Genomic DNA, 17,437 nt, shown 5'->3' with positions numbered 1-17,437 from the left:
CCAATGCATCCTGCTACCGTGGATAACAACGAACTTGGCGCCGCGCTGCAGGCACTGCTGCGCCCCGGCGACCATATCTGGTGGGGCCAGGCCACCGCCGAGCCGCTGACGCTGACGCGCGCGCTGGTCGGGCATCGCCACGCGCTGGCCCGGGGCAGCCGGCTGAGCGTGTTTGTCGGCATCGGCCAGTCAGACACGCTGCAGCCGGCGCAGGCCGACGTGATCGATTTCTTCGGCTATGCCGCCAGCGGTCCGCATCGCGCGCTGGCCAAGGCCGGCGTGCTGGACATCGTGCCCAGCCATTACTCGCATCTGCCTGGCCTGATCCGCCAGGGCGCGCTGCGCGCCGACGTGGTGCTGGTGCAGGTGTCGCCGCCCGACGAGGAAGGCCGCTACAGCATGGGCCTGGTGCATGAGTACATTCCGGCGGCGCTGGACCGGGCCCGCGTGATCGTGGCCGAGGTGAACCCCGACGTGCCGTGGACCTATGGCAGCCGCCATCTCACCGCGGACGAGATCGACCTGCTGGTCGATGCCGCGCATCCACCGATCAGCCTGGACCGCGGCGCCCCCGGCGCGGCGGAGCAGGCGATCGCGCGCCATATCGCCGGCTGGGTCGAGGATGGTGCCACGCTCCAGATGGGCATCGGCAACCTGCCCGAGGCCGTGGTGGCCGCGCTGCACGACCGCCGCGACCTGGGCCTGCACAGCGGCGCGGTGGGCGACGGCATTGCCGCGCTGGCCGAGGCCGGCGTGCTGACCAACGCGCGCAAGACTATCGATACCGGCATCGGCATCGGCGGCATCCTGATGGGCAGCGAGCGGGTGCGCCGCTGGGCCCATCGCAACCCGAAGCTGCAACTGCGCGAGACCAGCTACACGCATCATCCCGAAGTGCTGGCCAGCATCGACAAGCTCACGGCGATCAATTCTGCGATCGAGGTCGACCTGACCGGACAGGTGAATGCCGAAGTGGCGGCGGGCGTCTATGTCGGCGCCGTGGGCGGCGCGGTCGACTTCCTGCGCGGCGCCGCGCGCAGCCGCGGCGGCCTGCCCATCGTCGCCCTGCCCGCGACCGCCAAGGGCGCCAGCCGCATCGTGGCGCAGCTGTCCGGGCCGGTCAGCACGCCGCGCTCGGATGCCGGCCTGATCGTCACCGAACACGGCGTCGCCGACCTGCGCGGCCAGACCCTGTCGCAGCGCGTGCGCCGCATGCTGGACATCGCCGCCCCCGAACACCGCGAGGACCTGGAGCGCCAGGCCCACGCCCTGCTGCGCCAGTGCGGCGCGGTTTTCGTTGCCGCGGCGAGCATGGCCTGACCGCGCGCCTGCCTCGCTACCCAACAGAATTTCCAAGGAGACTTCCATGCGCCGAGCCGCAATCGTCACCCCCCTCCGTACTCCCGTCGGCACCTTCGGCGGCAGCCTGCGCCCCGTGTCCGTCGAGGAACTGGCCGCCACCACCGTGCGCGCCGTGGTCGAACGCAGCGGCATCGACCCCGCCCGCATCGATGACGTGGTCTTTGCCCAGTCCTACGCCAACAGCGAGGTGCCCTGCGTGGGCCGCTGGGCCGCGCTGCAGGCCGGCCTGCCGGTTGAAGTGCCGGGCATGCAGCTGGACCGCCGCTGTGGCGGCGGACTGCAGGCCATCGTCACGGCGTCGATGATGGTGCAGAGCGGCGCTGCCGACGTGGTCATTGCCGGCGGCGTCGAGAGCATGAGCAATATCGAGTACTACACCACCGACATGCGCTGGGGCTCGCGCTCGGGCAACGTCAAGTTCTACGACCGCCTCGACCGCGGCCGCGAGCGTTCGCAGCCGGTCGAGCGCTTCGGCAAGATCTCCGGGATGATCGAGACCGCCGAAAACCTCGCGCGCGACTACGGCATTACGCGCGAGCGGGCCGACGCCTTCTCCGTGCGCAGCCACGAACGCGCCGCGGCCGCTTGGGAAGCCGGCCGCTTCGACGCCGAGATCGTGCCGGTGCAGGTGCCGCAGCGCAAGGGCGACCCGGTCACGTTCGCGCGTGACGAGGGCTTCCGCCCCGGCACCTCGATGGAAAGCCTGGGCAAGCTGCGCGCGCTGATGCCCAACGGCACCGTCACCGCCGGCAATGCCAGCCAGCAGAACGACGCCTCCGCCGCCTGCCTGATCGTGGCCGAAGACAAGCTGGCCGAGCTGGGCCTGACCCCGATGGCGACACTGGTGGGCTGGGCGGCAGCGGGCTGCGAGCCGTCGCATATGGGCATCGGCCCGGTTCCGGCGGTGAAGAAGCTGCTCAAGCGCCTGAACCTGACGCTGGACCAGATGGACCTGGTGGAGCTGAACGAAGCCTTTGCCTGCCAGGTGCTGGCCGTGCTGAAGGGCTGGGAATGGAACGACCAGGACGCGATCGAGCAGAAGCTCAACGTCAACGGCTCGGGCATCTCGCTGGGCCACCCGATCGGCGCCACCGGCGTGCGCATCCTGGCCACGCTGCTGCACGAACTGCAGCGCCGTGGCGGCCGCTATGGCCTGGAGACCATGTGCATCGGCGGCGGCCAGGGGATCGCCGCGGTGTTCGAGCGCTGCTGATCGCATGCACCGTCGTCGAGCCGTCGTCCCTGCAAAGGCGGGGATCCAGTGTCTTCATCCCCGAAGGGGACGTGAAAGTCGCCGCGTGGCCGACCGCGCGGTTCGGATTCTTGGCGGTTCCGGCTATATTTCCGAGTTCGGCATCGAGCGCTTCTACCGCGACGTGCGCCTGTTCCGCCTGTATGAAGGCACCACGCAGATCCAGCAGGTCATCATCGCCCGCAACATGATCTGCGAGGCGCGCGGCGCCTGAGGCGCCGCGCTGCCGATATGCCCCCCACGCTGCCCGCACCGCGACGGGCAGCAACGACGCAACCGCCACGATTTCCATGACCGATTCCGCCGCCAATTCCCTTCCCGAACTGCCGCCCCCTTCGCCGCGCACGGGCGCGCTGAGCCACCTGCGCGTGCTCGACCTGTCGCGCGTGCTGGCCGGGCCGTGGTCCACCCAGAACCTGGCGGACATGGGCGCCGACGTCATCAAGATCGAAAAGCCCGGCGAAGGCGACGACACCCGCCACTGGGGCCCGCCGTTCCTGTCGGGCGACGATGGCGTGCCCACGCGGCAGGCGAGCTATTTCACCGCGGCCAACCGCAATAAGCGCTCGGTCACCGTGGACATGTCCAAGCCTGAAGGCCAGGCACTGATCCGCGAACTGGCCCGCCACAGCGACGTCGTGGTGGAGAACTTCAAGACCGGCGGCCTCAAGCGCTATGGCCTGGACTACGAGAGCCTGAGCGCGGTCAATCCGCGCCTGGTCTACTGCTCGGTAACGGGCTTCGGCCATACCGGGCCGTATGCGGCCCGCCCCGGCTACGACCTGCTGATCCAGGCCATGAGCGGCCTGATGAGCATCACCGGCCATGCCGACAGCGAACCCGGCGGCGGCCCGATGAAGGTGGGCGTGGCGGTGATCGACCTGTTCACCGGCATGTACGCCACCACCGCGATCCTGAGTGCGCTCGAAGCGCGCCACTACACCGGCCGCGGCCAGCATATCGACATCGCGCTGCTTGACGTGGCGATGGCCGTGCTCGCCAACCAGGGCGCGGGCTTTCTCAATGCCGACGACGTACCGCGCCGCCAGGGCAATATCCACCCGAGCGTGGTGCCCTACCAGGACTTCCCCACCGCCGACGGCAACATGCTGCTGGCGATCGGCAACGACGGCCAGTTCGCGCGCTTCTGCGAGGCCGCGGGCGTGGACTGGGCCCGCGACGAGCGCTATGCCACCAACACCGGCCGCGTCAACAACCGCAAGGTGCTGATCGCGATGATGATGGAGCTGACGCGCACCCGCACCACCGCCGAATGGGTCGCGCTGCTCGAAGCCAATTCGGTGCCGTGCGGCCCGATCAACAATATCGCCCAGGCGTATGCCGACCCCCATGTGCAGTCGCGTGGGCTGCGCATCGAGCAGTCGCGCTATCCTGGCGCGCAGCCGCCTGCGGGCCAGAGCGTCAATCGGGTCGTCACCGCCGCCAGCCCGCTGCGCCTGTCGGAGACGCCGCCCACGCTGCGCTATGCCCCGCCGGCGCTGGGCCAGCACACCGAGGAAGTGCTGCGCGACTACCTGAAGCTGGACGCGAAGCAGGTTGAAGCACTGCGCACCAGGGGCGTAGTGTAAGCCGATTGCAGCGCAATTGCCGCGCACATACACTGGCGTCGTCCGGTTTGCCGGACGGTTTTCTACCCCGCACAAGGACTTTCCGCGCGATGCCCCCGGACCGAGCCAACCCGCAACGGATCAGCGATATCCCCCGCCACTGGGCAGCCGAGGCCCCAGACCGCGCGGCCGTTTTCGAGGACGGCCGCATCGTGACCTTCGCGCGGCTGTGGCAAGGCATCGAGGCTGCACAAGCCTACCTGCAGGCGCAAGGCGTCGGCACCGGCGACCGGGTGCTGGTCGTGGCGGAGAACTGCCTGGCCGTGATCACGCTGGTGTTCGCGCTGTCCGAACTGGGCGCATGGCCGGTGGTGGTCAACGCGCGCCTGTCGGAGCGCGAGATCGAGGAGATCCGCTCGCACTGCCAGCCCCGGCTGATGCTCTTTACCCACGGTGCCTCGCCCGGCGCGCTGCGGCACGGCGTGCGCTACCGTGCCCGCGAAATCGCGCCGGCCGGACTCGGCCCGCTGATGGCCAGCGCCGCCGACAGCGCCAGCGAACGCGAGCCCGAAGCCGTGGCACGCGAGGTCGCCGTGCTGATCTACACCTCCGGCACCACCGGGCAGCCCAAGGGCGTGATGGTGACGCACCGCGGCCTGCTGCACTTTGCCCGTGTCACGGTGGAATCGCGCCGCATGCAGCCGGATGACTGCGCCTATGCGGTCATGCCGATGTCGCATGTGTTCGGACTGGGCACGCTGCTGGTGTCGACCTTCCAGGCCGGCGCCAGCCTGTACCTGAGCGCGCGCTTCAACGCCGCGGACGTCATCGCGGCAATCCGGCAAGGGGCGATCACGCTGCTGCAGGGCGTGCCGACCATGTTCGGCCGCATCCTCGCGCATGTGCGTGCGAGCGGCATGCCGCTGGCGCCCTCACCCAGGCTGCGCTACCTGTACACCGGCGGCGGACCGCTCGACCCGACGCTCAAGCAGGAAGTCGAAGCGATGCTCGGCCAGCCGCTGCACCATGGCTACGGCATGACCGAGTACGCGGGCTCGCTGTTCGTCACGCGCGTGGACCGCCCGCGCGGCGATTGCTCGGCGGGTGAGATCGTGGAAGGCGCCGAACTGCGGGTGGTCGGCCCCGACGGCCAGCCCGTGCCGGCCGGCGAGTCCGGCGAGCTGTGGGTCAGGGGCCCCGGTGTCATGCGCGGCTACTACCGCGCACCGGCGCTGACCGCCGAGGCGCTGCGCCCCGGCGGCTGGCTCAACACCGGCGACCTGGGCCGGCTGGGGCCCGACGGCGCGCTGTTCATCGTGGGCCGGACCAAGGACCTGATCATCCACTCTGGCTTCAACGTCTATCCGATCGAGGTCGAATCGGTGATCAACACGCATCCGTCGGTGCGCGTGTCGGCGGTGGTCGGCCAGCCGGCCGCGGACGGCAACGAGCAGGTGATTGCCTTTGTCGAGATCAAGGACGGCGAGAAGTTCGATGCGCAGGCGCTGCACGACTACCTGGTCGACCGCCTGTCGCCGTACAAGCGCCCGGAAAAGATCCTGCGCGTCGCCAGCATCCCGACCACTGCCAGCGGCAAGCTGCTCAAGCACCAGCTCAAGCAGATGGTTTCGCAGCAGAATTAGCGGTGGCGATAACGGTGGCGATAACGGTGGCGATAGCGGCAGCGGCGGCGCTCAGTCCTGCCGCCCGAGTCCGTCCTCGACGAGCAGGTCGACCAGCTTGCGCGCGAACAGCGGCAACGCGCCCACATCCGCCACGCACACCTGCAGCTTGCGCTCGGCCCATTCGTCGTTGAGCTGGACGATGCGCAGCGCCATCGTGCCGGCGTGCCGCGCAGCCGTGCTCTCGGGCAGCACGCCGACGCCGACATTGGCCTCGATCATGCGGCAGGCGGTCTCGAAGTTGCTGACCTGGACGCGCCAGCGCAACTCGCGCTGCAGGTCGGCCGCGGCGCGCTTGAGGAAGTTGTGGATGGCGCTGGCTTCCGGCAGGCCGATAAAGTCGTAGTCGAGCGTATCGATGAAATCCACAGTGTCGCGCTCGGCCAGCGGATGGCTCAGTGCGGTCGCAAGCACGAGCCGGTCGCGCCGGTAGGGCATGACCTCCAGCCCTTCGGTGCGCACATTGCCCGCGATGATGCCGATATCGACCATCCCCTCCTGCACCGCACGCACGATGTCCGGGCTGAGCCGCTCCTGCATGTCGATGGTGACGTCGGGATTGCTGACCAGGTAGGTGCGCAGCACCGCGGGCAGGAACTCGCTCATCGCCGTGGTGTTGGCAAAGACGCGCACATGGCCCTTCACGCCAGCCACGTATTCCTGCAGATCGCCGCTGAGCTGCTCCAGCTGGCGGATCACGCGGCGCGCGTGCGCCAGCAGGGTCTCGCCGGCACCGGTGACCTTCACGCCCTGGCTGCTGCGGCTCAGCAGCTTGACGCCGACATACTCTTCCAGGTTCTTGATGCGGGTACTGGCCGCGGCCAGCGACAGGTGGGAACGCTGCGCGCCGCCGGTCAGGCTCTGGGCCTCGGCAATATGCGTGAACAGTTTCAGATCGACCAGATCAAAGCGCATTACATCGTTCCCTAGCGTGGTACGGGATTATCGCGCAAAGGCGGCGCCCGTACACGACGCCGGTGCGAATGCCGCACCGCCGGGGCGAATATCGCCCAGCGTTGGCGCCTTGTCCGCAAGACAGGCAAAGGTTAGCCAATAGTGCCAGGAAGCCGCGCGGGGCTGGAAGGCAGATGCGCTTGGGTGCCGGGCGGCAGCGAAACGAACGCGTCGTTCGGCTCAGGCTACCGAACGGTGCCGTTCCGGGGCGCGATGCGGCGCGAGCCGGCGCGCTGCATCCATGGACAGCCCAAAGCGGTCATAGAAGGCGCAGTCGAGGTCGCTATTGGCGGGCCAGCCCGCAAAGCGCGCCAGGTCGGCCGTCGCCACGTGCCCCGACATGGCTTCGAACAGCACGCGCATGAGCCGCTGCGTCCGGCACAGGTCGGTCAGTGCCGTGCCCTGCGCAAACAACGTGCGGCGCACCTGCGCTGCGGAAATGTCGAGCCGTTCGGCGATGAATGCGGCGCTCCAGGCGTACTGCGGCTGCAGGAAAACCCGCTTGGAGACTCGGTGATGCAGCGCCGCCTGTGCCGCCGCCGGCACCACGCCATGCAGTTCGAGATGGCATGCCGCAGGCTGGGCGCCGCTGCCGTCCAGATGCAGATCGATGGCTTCGAACGGCGCGACCGCCATCTCCTGGCCGGCCACCAGCAAGCGATCGAAGCCGCGCCGCCTGACCACCACCCTGCCTTGCGTGACCGCGACCGACAGCGGAAATGCCAGCAGCAGCCGCTGCAGGCTGATATGCATGGGGGACTGCAAATGGACGCGCATGGTGGCTCGGAAAGCGGTCTGTAACGATGACTATCATCGCCGCCCGCGAGAATTCCTGCCTCTGCAATTTCCGAACACCCCATTCGCCGCCACCACATGGGCTCGCTCGCACAGGCTGCCGGGACCGCGGGACTGCCCGCGGAGCCCGGTGACGCAAGCACTCAGGATGCGGCCGCCATGCCGCCATGCCGCCGCTTGCGCGGTCAGGCAAGGAAACGGCTGCCATCGGTGGCGGCATAGTACTTGCCGACCGTGGGATTGTCGGCATCGCCAACGCTGACGACGTAGGCGCCGGGCTCCAGGTCCGTGACCGGCAGGCTCGCGGACGCGCCCGGGCTGGTCTTGCCCGGCGCATCGTCGCCACCGCAGCCGGCAAGTGTCAGCAGTGCCAACAGGGGGAAAGCTGAAATAAGGCGTTTCATCGCGGCACGCCTCACTGGCCAAACAGTTCACCGAGACGCAGGCGCAGCCATTGCTGGCCCGCCGTGCGCTGGTCGAAGCCGACCTGCATGGCCGTCACGGCCACCTTGGTCTTGTAGACCACCGATTCATCTTCGGCCTGCGCGGGCGTCGGCGTACCGCCGCCGGCGCCGATGCCCAGCCCGTACGGAACGCATCCTGTCCGATATTCTCGTCAATTGAGCCGGTTTCCCCCGGACACGCCATGCGAGCCTGCGTTTCTGGCTGCTGGCGTGTGAAGGCCGGATTCTTCCCGATATCCGACGGTCCAACCGGAAGATCGCAGCCGCCGGTGCTGCGGACAGTTCGCATCAATTCCTGATAAGGACTTCCAGATGAAGCCGAACAAAGCCTGTCCGATTGTCCTGAGACGCACGCCGAACGGCCTGGAGATCCTGGCATTCGAGCATCCCCTCTCCGGACTCCAGATCATCAAGGGCAAGATCGAACCGGGTGAACCGCCGGCGGATGCCGCCGTGCGCGAGTTGCGCGAGGAGTCCGGCATTGCTGGCGTAGTGACGGCCGACCTGGGGTTGTGGGAATCCGGTCATGAAGAGCAGATATGGTCGCTGCACCTCTGCGAGCCATCGCAGCCGCTGCCGGACACCTGGGAGCACCTTACCGCCGATGATGACGGCCACGTGTTCAAGTTCTTCTGGCATCCCCTGGGCGAGGCTCCATCCGATCGCTGGCATTCGCTGTACAAGGATGCGCTGTCCACCATCGAAATGCGGCTGGCACGGATTGGAAAGTCCTAGAACGACATACAGGCGTGGCTGCGCACGCTGAGCACCGCTTCCTGCCGGAAGCGGGCCTTGTACTCGCTGGCGATGGCACGTACCGCCGCCTCGCTGCGTTCGTCGGGGGCATGCACCAGGCTGAGCACGCGTGTCGCCTCGCTGACGGCCTTGCCATCCGCGCCGCGCCATTGGCCGGAAGCCGGCCAGACCGTAAAGCCGTCCGGGAAGCGCGGTGCCACGGAGCCTTGCACAAAGGCATCCCATTCTGCCTCGGACACCGTGCCGCCGGGCTTTGCCATGCCGAAGTAGATCAGTTCGCCGATGGCCGCCTGTTCTCCGGCCGCGCATGGCGCAGCCGGTACGGCAGCGCAACCCGAAAGCGCGAATGCCAGCGCCAGCGCGATGGCAGGGGCGATCGCAATGGCATTCCCGGCACGAGACGAAGGCGAGCACCGAATCAGCATCCGTGCAGATTAGTGCAGCGACCGGCCCGCGTAAACGGTAAGGGATGCCGGAGCCGCGAACGTTCCGGCCTCCCCCCGGGCATCAGCGGCTGTCGGCGTCCAGTACCGCCTGCGCAAACGCCACCGGCGCCTCTTGCGGCGGGTTGTGGCCGATCTTGCCGCCCAGCTGGCGGTGCTCATAACGCCCGGTGAACTTGTTCGCATACGAACTGGGCGCCGGGTGCGGCGCGCCGTTCGCGTCGGCTTCCATGGTGATGGTGGGCACGCTGATCACAGGCGCCGTGGCAAGGCGTTTCTCGAACTCGTCGAAGTGCGACTCGCCGGCCGCAAGGCCCTGTCGCCAGCGGTAGTTGTGGATGGTGATCGCCACGTGGTCGGGATTGTCGAGCGCCACGGCGCTGCGATGGAAGGTGGCATCGTCGAACTCCCACTTCGGCGACGCCAGTTTCCAGATCAGTTTGGCAAACTGGTGCGTGTATTGCTGGTAGCCCGCCTGGCCACGGTCGGTGGCGAAATAGAACTGGTACCACCATTGCAGTTCTGCCTCGGGCGGCAGCGGCTTCTTGCCGGCGGCCTGGTTGCCGATCAGGTAGCCACTGACCGAGACCAGTGCACGGCAGCGGTCCGGCCACAGCGCGGCCATGATGGCGGCGGTGCGCGCACCCCAGTCGAAGCCGGCGACCACGGCGGTCGGGATGCGCAGCGCATCCATCAGCGCGATCATGTCGGCGGCGATGGCCGAGGGCTGTCCGTTGCGCATCGTGCCGGACGACAGGAAGGTCGTCGAACCGAAGCCGCGCAGGTAGGGAACGATCACGCGATAGCCGCGTGCCGCCAGCAACGGCACTACGTCGACGAAGCTGTGGATGTCATACGGCCAGCCGTGCAGCAGCAGCGCGACGGGGCCGTCGGCCGGCCCGGCTTCGGCATAGCCGACGTTGAGCACGCCGGCATTGACCTGGCGGAGCGCGGCGAACTTCGTATGGGTGCCTGGCGTGGTCGACGGCAACGGCGCGGTCTTGGGCAGGCCGGCTTCGGGACGGGCGGCTTGTGCCAGGCCGGCGTGCGCGGCGGCCAGCGTCAGCGCGGCAGCGCCGAGAAAGCCGCGGCGCGGCAGGTCGATGGTGTTTGACATCTCTCTCTCCTATCTGGTGATCGAACCAGGCACGAGTCTAGGAGGCGCTGGCAAGCGCAATGTGTCGGGAATCCGGCGTCTTGTATCGCTGTGTATCCGGATGTGGATGCCAGATACGCCGATACAAAAACGGGCCGGAAAATGAGCCAAATAAAGGCCGCTCCGAGGAGCGGCCCGAGTCTGGTGATATTCACCTCAGTCATTCCCGCGCAGGCGGGAATCCAGCGTCGTTGAAGTCACCGGGTTCCCGCCTGCGCGGGAACGACAGTCAACCTGGCGTCAGTCGTCCAGCAGCGACAGGTCGCGCACGGCGCCCTTGTCGGCCGACATGACCAGCTTGGCATAGGCCTTCAGCGCGGCCGACACCTTGCGCGGACGCGCCTTGGCCGGCTTCCAGCCGCGGGCGTCCTGCTCCTGGCGGCGGCGCGCCAGTTCCTCGTCGGACACCAGCACGTCGATGGTGCGGTTGGGGATGTCGATGCGGATCTTGTCGCCGTCGCGCACCAGCCCGATCGCACCGCCGGCTGCCGCCTCGGGCGAGCAGTGGCCGATCGACAGGCCCGAGGTGCCGCCCGAGAAGCGGCCGTCGGTCAGCAGCGCGCACGCCTTGCCCAGGCCCTTGGACTTGATGTAGCTGGTCGGGTACAGCATTTCCTGCATGCCGGGGCCGCCCTTGGGGCCTTCGTAGCGCACGATCACCACGTCGCCGGCCTTGACCTTGTCGTTCAGGATGTTCTCGACCGCCTCGTCCTGCGACTCGGTGACATGCGCCGTGCCCTCGAACACCAGGATGCTCTCGTCCACGCCGGCGGTCTTCACCACGCAGCCGTCGAGCGCGATGTTGCCCCTCAGCACGGCCAGGCCGCCTTCCTTGGAGAACGCATGCTCATAGGAGCGGATGCAGCCCTCGGCGCGGTCCAGGTCCAGGCTCGGCCAGCGCGTGTCCTGGCTGAACGCGACCTGCGTCGGGATGCCGGCAGGGCCGGCCATGTAGAAATGGCGGACCGCTTCGTCCTGCGTGCGGCCGATGTCCCACTGCTCCAGCGCATCCTTGAGCGAGGGGGCGTGGACCGTCGGCACGTCGGTATGCAGCTTGCCGGCGCGCTCCAGCTCGCCCAGGATCGCCATGATGCCGCCGGCGCGGTGCACGTCTTCGATGTGGTACTTGTTGGTGTTGGGCGCGACCTTGCACAGCTGCGGCACGACGCGCGAGAGGCGGTCGATGTCGTCCATGGTGAAGTCGATGCCCGCTTCCTGCGCGATCGCCAGCAGGTGCAGGATGGTGTTGGTCGAGCCGCCCATGGCGATATCCAGCGTCATGGCGTTCTCGAACGCCTTGAAGCCCACCGAGCGCGGCAGCACGCGCGCGTCTTCCTGCTCGTAGTACTGGCGTGCCAGCTCCACGATGCGGCTGCCGGCGCGCTTGAACAGTTGCTCGCGGTCGGCGTGGGTCGCCACCACGGTGCCGTTGCCCGGCAGCGACAGGCCCAGCGCCTCGGTCAGGCAGTTCATGGAGTTGGCCGTGAACATGCCCGAGCACGAACCGCAGGTCGGGCACGCCGAGCGCTCCACCTCGGCCACGTCGGCGTCGGAATAGGCGCTGTCGGCGGCGATCACCATGGCGTCGACCAGGTCGAGCTTCTTGAACTCGACGGCCTTGGTGACGGGATTGGCCAGGCGCGTCTTGCCGGCTTCCATCGGGCCGCCGGAGACGAAGATCACCGGGATGTTGAGGCGCATCGCGGCCATCAGCATGCCCGGGGTGATCTTGTCGCAGTTGGAGATGCACACCATGGCATCGGCGCAGTGCGCGTTGACCATGTACTCGACCGAGTCGGCAATGATGTCGCGGCTGGGCAGCGAGTACAGCATGCCGTCGTGGCCCATGGCGATGCCGTCATCGACCGCGATGGTGTTGAATTCCTTGGCCACGCCGCCGGCAGCCTCGATCTCGCGCGCGACCAGCTGGCCCAGGTCCTTCAGGTGCACGTGCCCGGGCACGAACTGGGTGAACGAATTGACCACCGCGACGATGGGCTTGTTGAAATCGTCGTCTTTCATGCCGGTGGCACGCCACAGCGAGCGGGCCCCCGCCATGTTGCGGCCGGCGGTGGAGGTTTTGGAACGGTATGTGGGCATTGTTTTGCTAAGGAATGTCGCCAGAAAGGTTGCGGGCCACGGGATGAACGGCCCTGCGCGCGCCCGTGCGGACAACCTCTTGAGCTGCGCCCTGGGCAAACCGGGGATTATCCCATAACAGGTCGTGTGTCAGGCTCCGGGTCGGCGGCCGATGCGGGCCGTGGATGGGAGCGCTCCCTCGAAATGCCTGATGCCGCACTTCCCTCCAACGTAAGACACCGCCCGATACACCGTATCCGGCGCGCCCCCTAGACTGGAATCGCGGGCGCTCTCGTGGCGCGGCTGAGGCGCGGAAGTCTTATGGCAACGAACCCAAGGGCGACAACGGCCAGGCGCCGCGCTGCGGAGCGGCCGGCCAGCCTTCAGGTTTACCAGGAAAAGCGGAATTTCCACATTACCCCCGAGCCCGCCGGCACACGGCGCAGGGGGAAGGCGCAGCCGTTGCGCCAGCCGTTGCATTTTGTGGTGCAGAAGCACTGGGCCCGCCGCCTGCACTACGATTTCCGGCTGGAACTGGACGGCGTGCTGCTGAGCTGGGCCGTGCCCAAGGGACCCAGCTACGACCCTGCCGAAAAGCGCATTGCCATCCATGTCGAGGACCATCCGCTCGACTATGCGGATTTTGAAGGCGAGATTCCACCGAAACAGTACGGCGCCGGCTCGGTCATTGTCTGGGACCGCGGCACGTGGGCGCCGGTCGGCGACGCGCGTGAGGGCATGGCAGCCGGCAAGCTGGTGTTCGACCTGTCCGGCGAGAAGCTGGCCGGCCGCTGGGAACTGGTCCGCATCGCCAGGCCGGGCGACCAGTCGGAACAGTGGATCCTCTTCAAGAAGCGCGACGCGTGGGCGCGGCCGTTGTCGGAGTTCGATGTGCTGGCCGCGCTGCCGGACAGCGTCATCGCCAGGCCACTGGGCGCATTGAACGAATCCGGGCAAGGCCTGGTTGACGACGCGGCCGAGGCGGTCAGGCACGCGCCGCGCGCGCCGCTGCCGGCGAAGCTGGCGCCGCAGCTGGCAACGCCTTCGCCCACGCTGCCGGGCGGCACCGGCTGGATCATCGAAACCAAGTTCGACGGCTACCGCATCCTGGCGCGGATCGACGATGCGCGGGTGACGCTCTTCACCCGCAACGGCCATGACTGGACCCGCAAGCTCGGCTCGCTGGCCGCCGAGATCGAGAAGCTCGATATCTCGCAAGGCTGGCTCGATGGCGAGATCGTCGTGCTGCGCGACGGCATGCCGGACTTCAATGCGCTGCAGAACGCCATCGACGGGCAGCGGCACGACGCCATTGTCTTCTTTGCCTTCGACCTGCCTTACTGGGAAGGCCGCGACCTGCGCGGCCTGCCGCTGGCGCAGCGCCGCGAAAAGCTGGCCACGCTGGTCGCCACGGGCACGGAGCGGGTCCGCTTCAGCGAGGCCTTCGATGCGCCTGCCGCGCAGATGTTCCAGGCGGCGTGCAAGCTCGGCCTGGAAGGCCTGATGTTCAAGCGCGCGGATGCCGCCTACGTTTCCGCTCGTACGCAGACCTGGCTGAAGATCAAGTGCAAGCTGCGCCAGGAGTTCGTCATCGGCGGGTTCGCGGACCGCGAAGGGTCGAAGACTGAAATCGGCAGGCTGCACCTGGGTGTCTATGACGAGGGCAACAAGGGCGAACTGCTCTACGTGGGCGGCGTCGGCACCGGCTGGGACAGCGAGATGGCCGCGAAGCTGCACAAGCGGCTGGCGGCATTGCAGGTCGACGACAGCCCGTTCGCCAACGAAGCGCGTGGCAGCCGCCGCTGGGGCCGTGGCCGTCCCGCCGTGTCGCGATGGGTCAAGCCAACGCTGGTGGCGGAGGTCGAGTTTTCCGACTGGACGCCGGAGGGCCAGGTCCGCCATGCCTGCTTCAAGGGCCTGCGCACCGACCGCCCCGCCGGGTCGGTCCGGCGCGAAGCGGTCCAGACCACCGTGACGCCGCATGGCATGGCCGCCATCAAGGTCACCAACCCCGAGCGCGTCATCGACAAGGCCGGGGGCTTCACCAAGGTCGAACTGGTGCGCTATTACGAGAGCGTCGCCAGCCTGATGCTGCCGCACCTCGCCGAGCGCCCCTTGTCGCTGGTGCGCGCGCCGGACGGCATCGACGGGCCGACGTTTTTCCAGAAGTATGCGGAAACGGCAATGCCGGGACTGACCGAGCGCCCCGCGTCGCTCTGGCCCGGCCACGGCGCGCTGCTGACGGCCGACTCGGCCGAAGCCATCGTCGCCGCGGCGCAGATGAATGTGGTGGAGTTCCATACCTGGAACTCCACCACACGCGATATCGACCATCCCGACCGGGTCATCTTCGATCTCGATCCCGGCGAAGGCGTGCCATGGGAATCGATGCTCGAAGCAGCCATGCTGGTGCGCACGCTGCTCGATGAGCTCGGCCTGCAGGCATGGCTGAAGACCAGCGGCGGCAAGGGACTACACGTGGTGGTGCCGCTGGCGCCGCGCCGCTCGTACGATGAAGTCAAGGCATTCTCACGGGCGGCGGTGAAGCACCTGGCCGCCACCCTGCCCCGCCGCTTCACCGCCCGCTCCGGCGCGGCCAACCGCAAGGGGCGGATTTTTGTCGATTACCTGCGCAACGGCTTTTCCCAGACCACCGCAGCGGCGTTCTCGGCGCGGGCCAGGCCGGGGCTCGGGGTCTCGATGCCGGTGTCGTGGGAGCAACTTGGCAAGCTGAAAAGTGGCGCACAGTGGACTATCCGCGATGCCCGCGAGTACCTCAGCTTCCAGGTCGCCGACCCGTGGCAGTCCTATTGGGACAGCCGCCAGACTTTGACCGCCGCCATCGAGCGCTTAAGCTGATTCCAGCCGTACTGCATTGCGGAGACTTCCATGCCTGCCCGATCCCTCGCCTCGCTGTCCCTCTCCTTCGGCCTAGTATCGATCCCCGTCAAGCTCTACACGGCCACCGAAACCAGCTCGGCGGTGCGCTTCAACCTGCTGAGCAAGGAAGGCTCGCGCCTGAAGCAGCAGTACATCTCCGAGCAGACGCAGGAGGTGGTCGAGCGGGCCGACATGGTCAAGGGCTATGAATTCGAGAAGGGCCGCTTCGTGACCTTCTCTCCCGACGAGCTCAAGGCGCTGGAAGAAAGCGCCAGCCACATGGTCGATATCGTCGCGTTCATTCCCGAGCGAAGCGTCGATCCGCTGTACTACGACAAGGCCTATTTCATCGCGCCGGACAAGCGCGGCGGCAAGCCTTACAGCCTGCTGCGCGAAGCCATGGCCAGGACCGGGCGCTGCGCCATCGCCAAGTGGGCCGCCAAGGGCAAGTCGCATATCGTGCAGATCCGGCCGGTCGAAGGCGGGCTGGTGTTCCAGCAGCTGCTGTTCGCCGATGAAGTGCGCAATATCGCGGAACTGCATATCGATGAGGTGGCGGTCTCGGATGCCGAGCTGAAACTCGCGGTCCAGCTGATCGAGCAGGCATCGGAAGACCAGTACGACCCGGCCCAGTACAAGGACGAAGAGAAGGCCAGGGTTCTCGCCGCCATCGACGCCAAGATCGCCGGCAAGCAGATCGTGTCGCCGGAGCCGGCCGAGGTTGCCGCCGGCGGCGAGGTCATCGACCTGATGGATGCACTGCGCGCCAGCCTGTCGAAGAAGGGAGCGCCTGCGGCCAGGGGCAAGGCCGCCGCGGAAACGGCGTCCGCCCGCCGTCCCGGCAAGCGCGCCGCAACGCCGGCAGCGCCCACGCCGATCCGGCGCACCGCGAAGAAATCGGCGTGAACCGCGGCGAAGGCCTGACCACGCGGGCGCTGGAGGCGCGCCTGGGCGTATCGCGCCGGCTGATCGGCAGCCTGGTCAGCGCCGGGCTGGTCACGCCCGCGCGCGGTCCGCGCGGCGAGCATGTGTTCTCGTTCCAGGACGTGGTGCTGATCCGCACCGCGGCCTCGCTGCACCAGGCACGCGTGGCACCGGCGCAGATCCTGCGGGCGCTGCAGCGGCTCGAACGGCTGGCGCCGGACCGGCACCTGTCAGGCGTGCGCATGTCCGCCAGCAGCGGCAAGGTCTCGGTGCGCGACCGGCATGGCGCGTGGCTGGTGGAGAGCGGGCAGCGGCTGATGGAATTCGAGCCGGCGCCGGACAATGTGCGCGTGGTGGAACTGGCGCGTGCCGCCGCCGGCGAAACAGCGGCCGGCCAAGCCTTTGCGCGCGCGCAGGCGCTCGAGCCCGTTGATGCCGTCGCCGCGGAAGCCGGCTACCGGCGCGCGCTGTCGCTGGCGCCCGGCATGCTGGACGCCTACCTGAACCTGGGCTGCCTGCTGTCGGACCAGCAGCGCTTCGACGACGCGATCGCGCTCTATGAAGGCGCACTGGGCTGGCTGCCGGACGCGCCGCAGCTGCATTTCAACCTGGGCGTCGCGCTGGAAGATATTGGTGCGCCGCAGTCGGCGCTGGCGGCCTACGATCGCTGCATCGCGCTTGCGCCCGGCGATGCGGATGCGCATTACAACGCCGCGCGGCTGCATCATGAACTGGGGCACTTCCAGAAGGCGGTGCGGCACTTCAACCAGTATCGCAAGCTCAACCGGGCGGATTAGCAGTACGGGCGGCCGCACGGGCCGATGGCCGCGAAGTGACGCCCGCTTCAGCTGAAGCGATCCCGCATGACCAGCGCGCTGACCTTGTGGCCGTGCCAGAACATCTGGTGGATGCGGCCCTTGAGCTTGTCCAGGGTCTCGTCGTCGAGCGTGTCGAAGGTCAGCCTGACCGCGGGCCGGGTGCCGTCGCCTTCCATATGTTCGATGCTGTTGTATTCCGGGAAGCCGTACTTCACCAGGAAGGCGCCGATTTCTTCGTCGGTGACGCCGGCATCGATGTTGCTGAGCATGAGAACGGACATGGATCACCTCCGCTGTTGGAACA

General features: G+C 67.8%; 16 protein-coding genes. 9 read left to right on the top strand and 7 right to left on the bottom strand.

Annotated features, from left to right (window positions below):
* Positions 1 to 3: 3 nt before the first annotated feature.
* The 5 genes from E1J61_RS14095 to E1J61_RS14075 all read left to right on the top strand — a co-directional run bounded on the left by E1J61_RS14095 (position 4) and on the right by E1J61_RS14075 (position 5,825).
* Positions 4 to 1,320 (top strand): acetyl-CoA hydrolase/transferase family protein, encoded by a 1,317-nt coding sequence (locus E1J61_RS14095; protein WP_133094650.1) that lies wholly within the window; start codon positions 4 to 6, stop codon positions 1,318 to 1,320.
* A 46-nt stretch (positions 1,321 to 1,366) separates the two neighbouring features.
* Positions 1,367 to 2,575 carry an acetyl-CoA C-acetyltransferase gene (locus E1J61_RS14090; protein WP_133094649.1) on the top strand — a complete coding sequence of 403 codons (1,209 nt, stop codon included), beginning with the start codon at positions 1,367 to 1,369 and terminating at the stop codon, positions 2,573 to 2,575.
* Positions 2,511 to 2,828, top strand: coding sequence for an acyl-CoA dehydrogenase family protein (locus E1J61_RS14085; protein ID WP_371704018.1), 318 nt, complete (start codon positions 2,511 to 2,513; stop codon positions 2,826 to 2,828). The genes E1J61_RS14090 and E1J61_RS14085 overlap by 65 nt, the downstream gene beginning before the upstream one ends.
* Positions 2,829 to 2,904: 76 nt before the next feature.
* Entirely contained in the window at positions 2,905 to 4,203 is a 1,299-nt protein-coding gene (locus E1J61_RS14080) for a CaiB/BaiF CoA-transferase family protein (protein WP_133094648.1), read from the top strand.
* Positions 4,204 to 4,292: 89 nt separating this feature from the next.
* Positions 4,293 to 5,825 carry a class I adenylate-forming enzyme family protein gene (locus tag E1J61_RS14075; RefSeq protein WP_133094647.1) on the top strand — a complete coding sequence of 511 codons (1,533 nt, stop codon included), beginning with the start codon at positions 4,293 to 4,295 and terminating at the stop codon, positions 5,823 to 5,825.
* 51 nt (positions 5,826 to 5,876) lie between these two features.
* Here E1J61_RS14075 and E1J61_RS14070 read toward each other — a convergent pair whose 3' ends face one another.
* From E1J61_RS14070 to E1J61_RS14060, 3 genes are all read right to left on the bottom strand, one after another.
* Positions 5,877 to 6,779, bottom strand: coding sequence for a LysR substrate-binding domain-containing protein (locus E1J61_RS14070; protein WP_133094646.1), 903 nt, complete (start codon positions 6,777 to 6,779; stop codon positions 5,877 to 5,879).
* Positions 6,780 to 6,998: 219 nt separating this feature from the next.
* Positions 6,999 to 7,571: an AraC family transcriptional regulator gene (locus E1J61_RS14065; protein ID WP_243736862.1), complete on the bottom strand. Its 573-nt coding sequence runs from the start codon at positions 7,569 to 7,571 to the stop codon at positions 6,999 to 7,001.
* A 227-nt stretch (positions 7,572 to 7,798) separates the two neighbouring features.
* A complete protein-coding gene (locus E1J61_RS14060) occupies positions 7,799 to 8,017 on the bottom strand; it encodes a hypothetical protein (protein WP_243736861.1) in 219 nt (72 codons plus the stop codon).
* A gap of 372 nt (positions 8,018 to 8,389) precedes the next feature.
* On the opposite strand from E1J61_RS14060, the gene E1J61_RS14050 reads away from it, so the two are divergent.
* On the top strand, positions 8,390 to 8,812 hold the full coding sequence (locus tag E1J61_RS14050; RefSeq protein WP_133094644.1) for an NUDIX domain-containing protein: 423 nt from the start codon (positions 8,390 to 8,392) through the stop codon (positions 8,810 to 8,812).
* Here E1J61_RS14050 and E1J61_RS14045 read toward each other — a convergent pair.
* From E1J61_RS14045 to ilvD, 3 genes are all read right to left on the bottom strand, one after another.
* Positions 8,809 to 9,258, bottom strand: coding sequence for a DUF3574 domain-containing protein (locus tag E1J61_RS14045; RefSeq protein ID WP_133094643.1), 450 nt, complete (start codon positions 9,256 to 9,258; stop codon positions 8,809 to 8,811). The two genes, E1J61_RS14050 and E1J61_RS14045, sit on opposite strands and share 4 nt — an antisense overlap.
* 82 nt (positions 9,259 to 9,340) lie before the next feature.
* Positions 9,341 to 10,393 (bottom strand): alpha/beta fold hydrolase, encoded by a 1,053-nt coding sequence (locus tag E1J61_RS14040; RefSeq protein WP_133094642.1) that lies wholly within the window; start codon positions 10,391 to 10,393, stop codon positions 9,341 to 9,343.
* Positions 10,394 to 10,672: 279 nt separating this feature from the next.
* Entirely contained in the window at positions 10,673 to 12,532 is a 1,860-nt protein-coding gene (gene ilvD, locus E1J61_RS14035) for a dihydroxy-acid dehydratase (protein WP_133094641.1), read from the bottom strand.
* 300 nt (positions 12,533 to 12,832) lie between these two features.
* Between ilvD and ligD the strand changes: the two genes are divergently transcribed.
* Genes ligD through E1J61_RS14020 form a run of 3 tightly spaced genes read left to right on the top strand, consistent with a single transcriptional unit; the run spans position 12,833 to position 17,112 of the window.
* Positions 12,833 to 15,370, top strand: coding sequence for a DNA ligase D (ligD, locus tag E1J61_RS14030; protein WP_133094640.1), 2,538 nt, complete (start codon positions 12,833 to 12,835; stop codon positions 15,368 to 15,370).
* 30 nt (positions 15,371 to 15,400) lie between these two features.
* A complete protein-coding gene (locus E1J61_RS14025; protein ID WP_133094639.1) occupies positions 15,401 to 16,297 on the top strand; it encodes a Ku protein in 897 nt (298 codons plus the stop codon).
* On the top strand, positions 16,294 to 17,112 hold the full coding sequence (locus E1J61_RS14020) for a tetratricopeptide repeat protein (protein WP_133094638.1): 819 nt from the start codon (positions 16,294 to 16,296) through the stop codon (positions 17,110 to 17,112). The genes E1J61_RS14025 and E1J61_RS14020 overlap by 4 nt, the downstream gene beginning before the upstream one ends.
* Positions 17,113 to 17,159: 47 nt before the next feature.
* Here E1J61_RS14020 and E1J61_RS14015 read toward each other — a convergent pair whose 3' ends face one another.
* Positions 17,160 to 17,414 (bottom strand): RNA-binding protein, encoded by a 255-nt coding sequence (locus E1J61_RS14015; protein ID WP_133094637.1) that lies wholly within the window; start codon positions 17,412 to 17,414, stop codon positions 17,160 to 17,162.
* Between the last annotated feature and the right edge of the window lie 23 nt (positions 17,415 to 17,437).

This window comes from Cupriavidus sp. L7L (genome assembly GCF_004353535.1).
Classification (GTDB): domain Bacteria; phylum Pseudomonadota; class Gammaproteobacteria; order Burkholderiales; family Burkholderiaceae; genus Cupriavidus; species Cupriavidus oxalaticus_A.
This window is presented reverse-complemented; position numbering and strand designations above follow the sequence as displayed.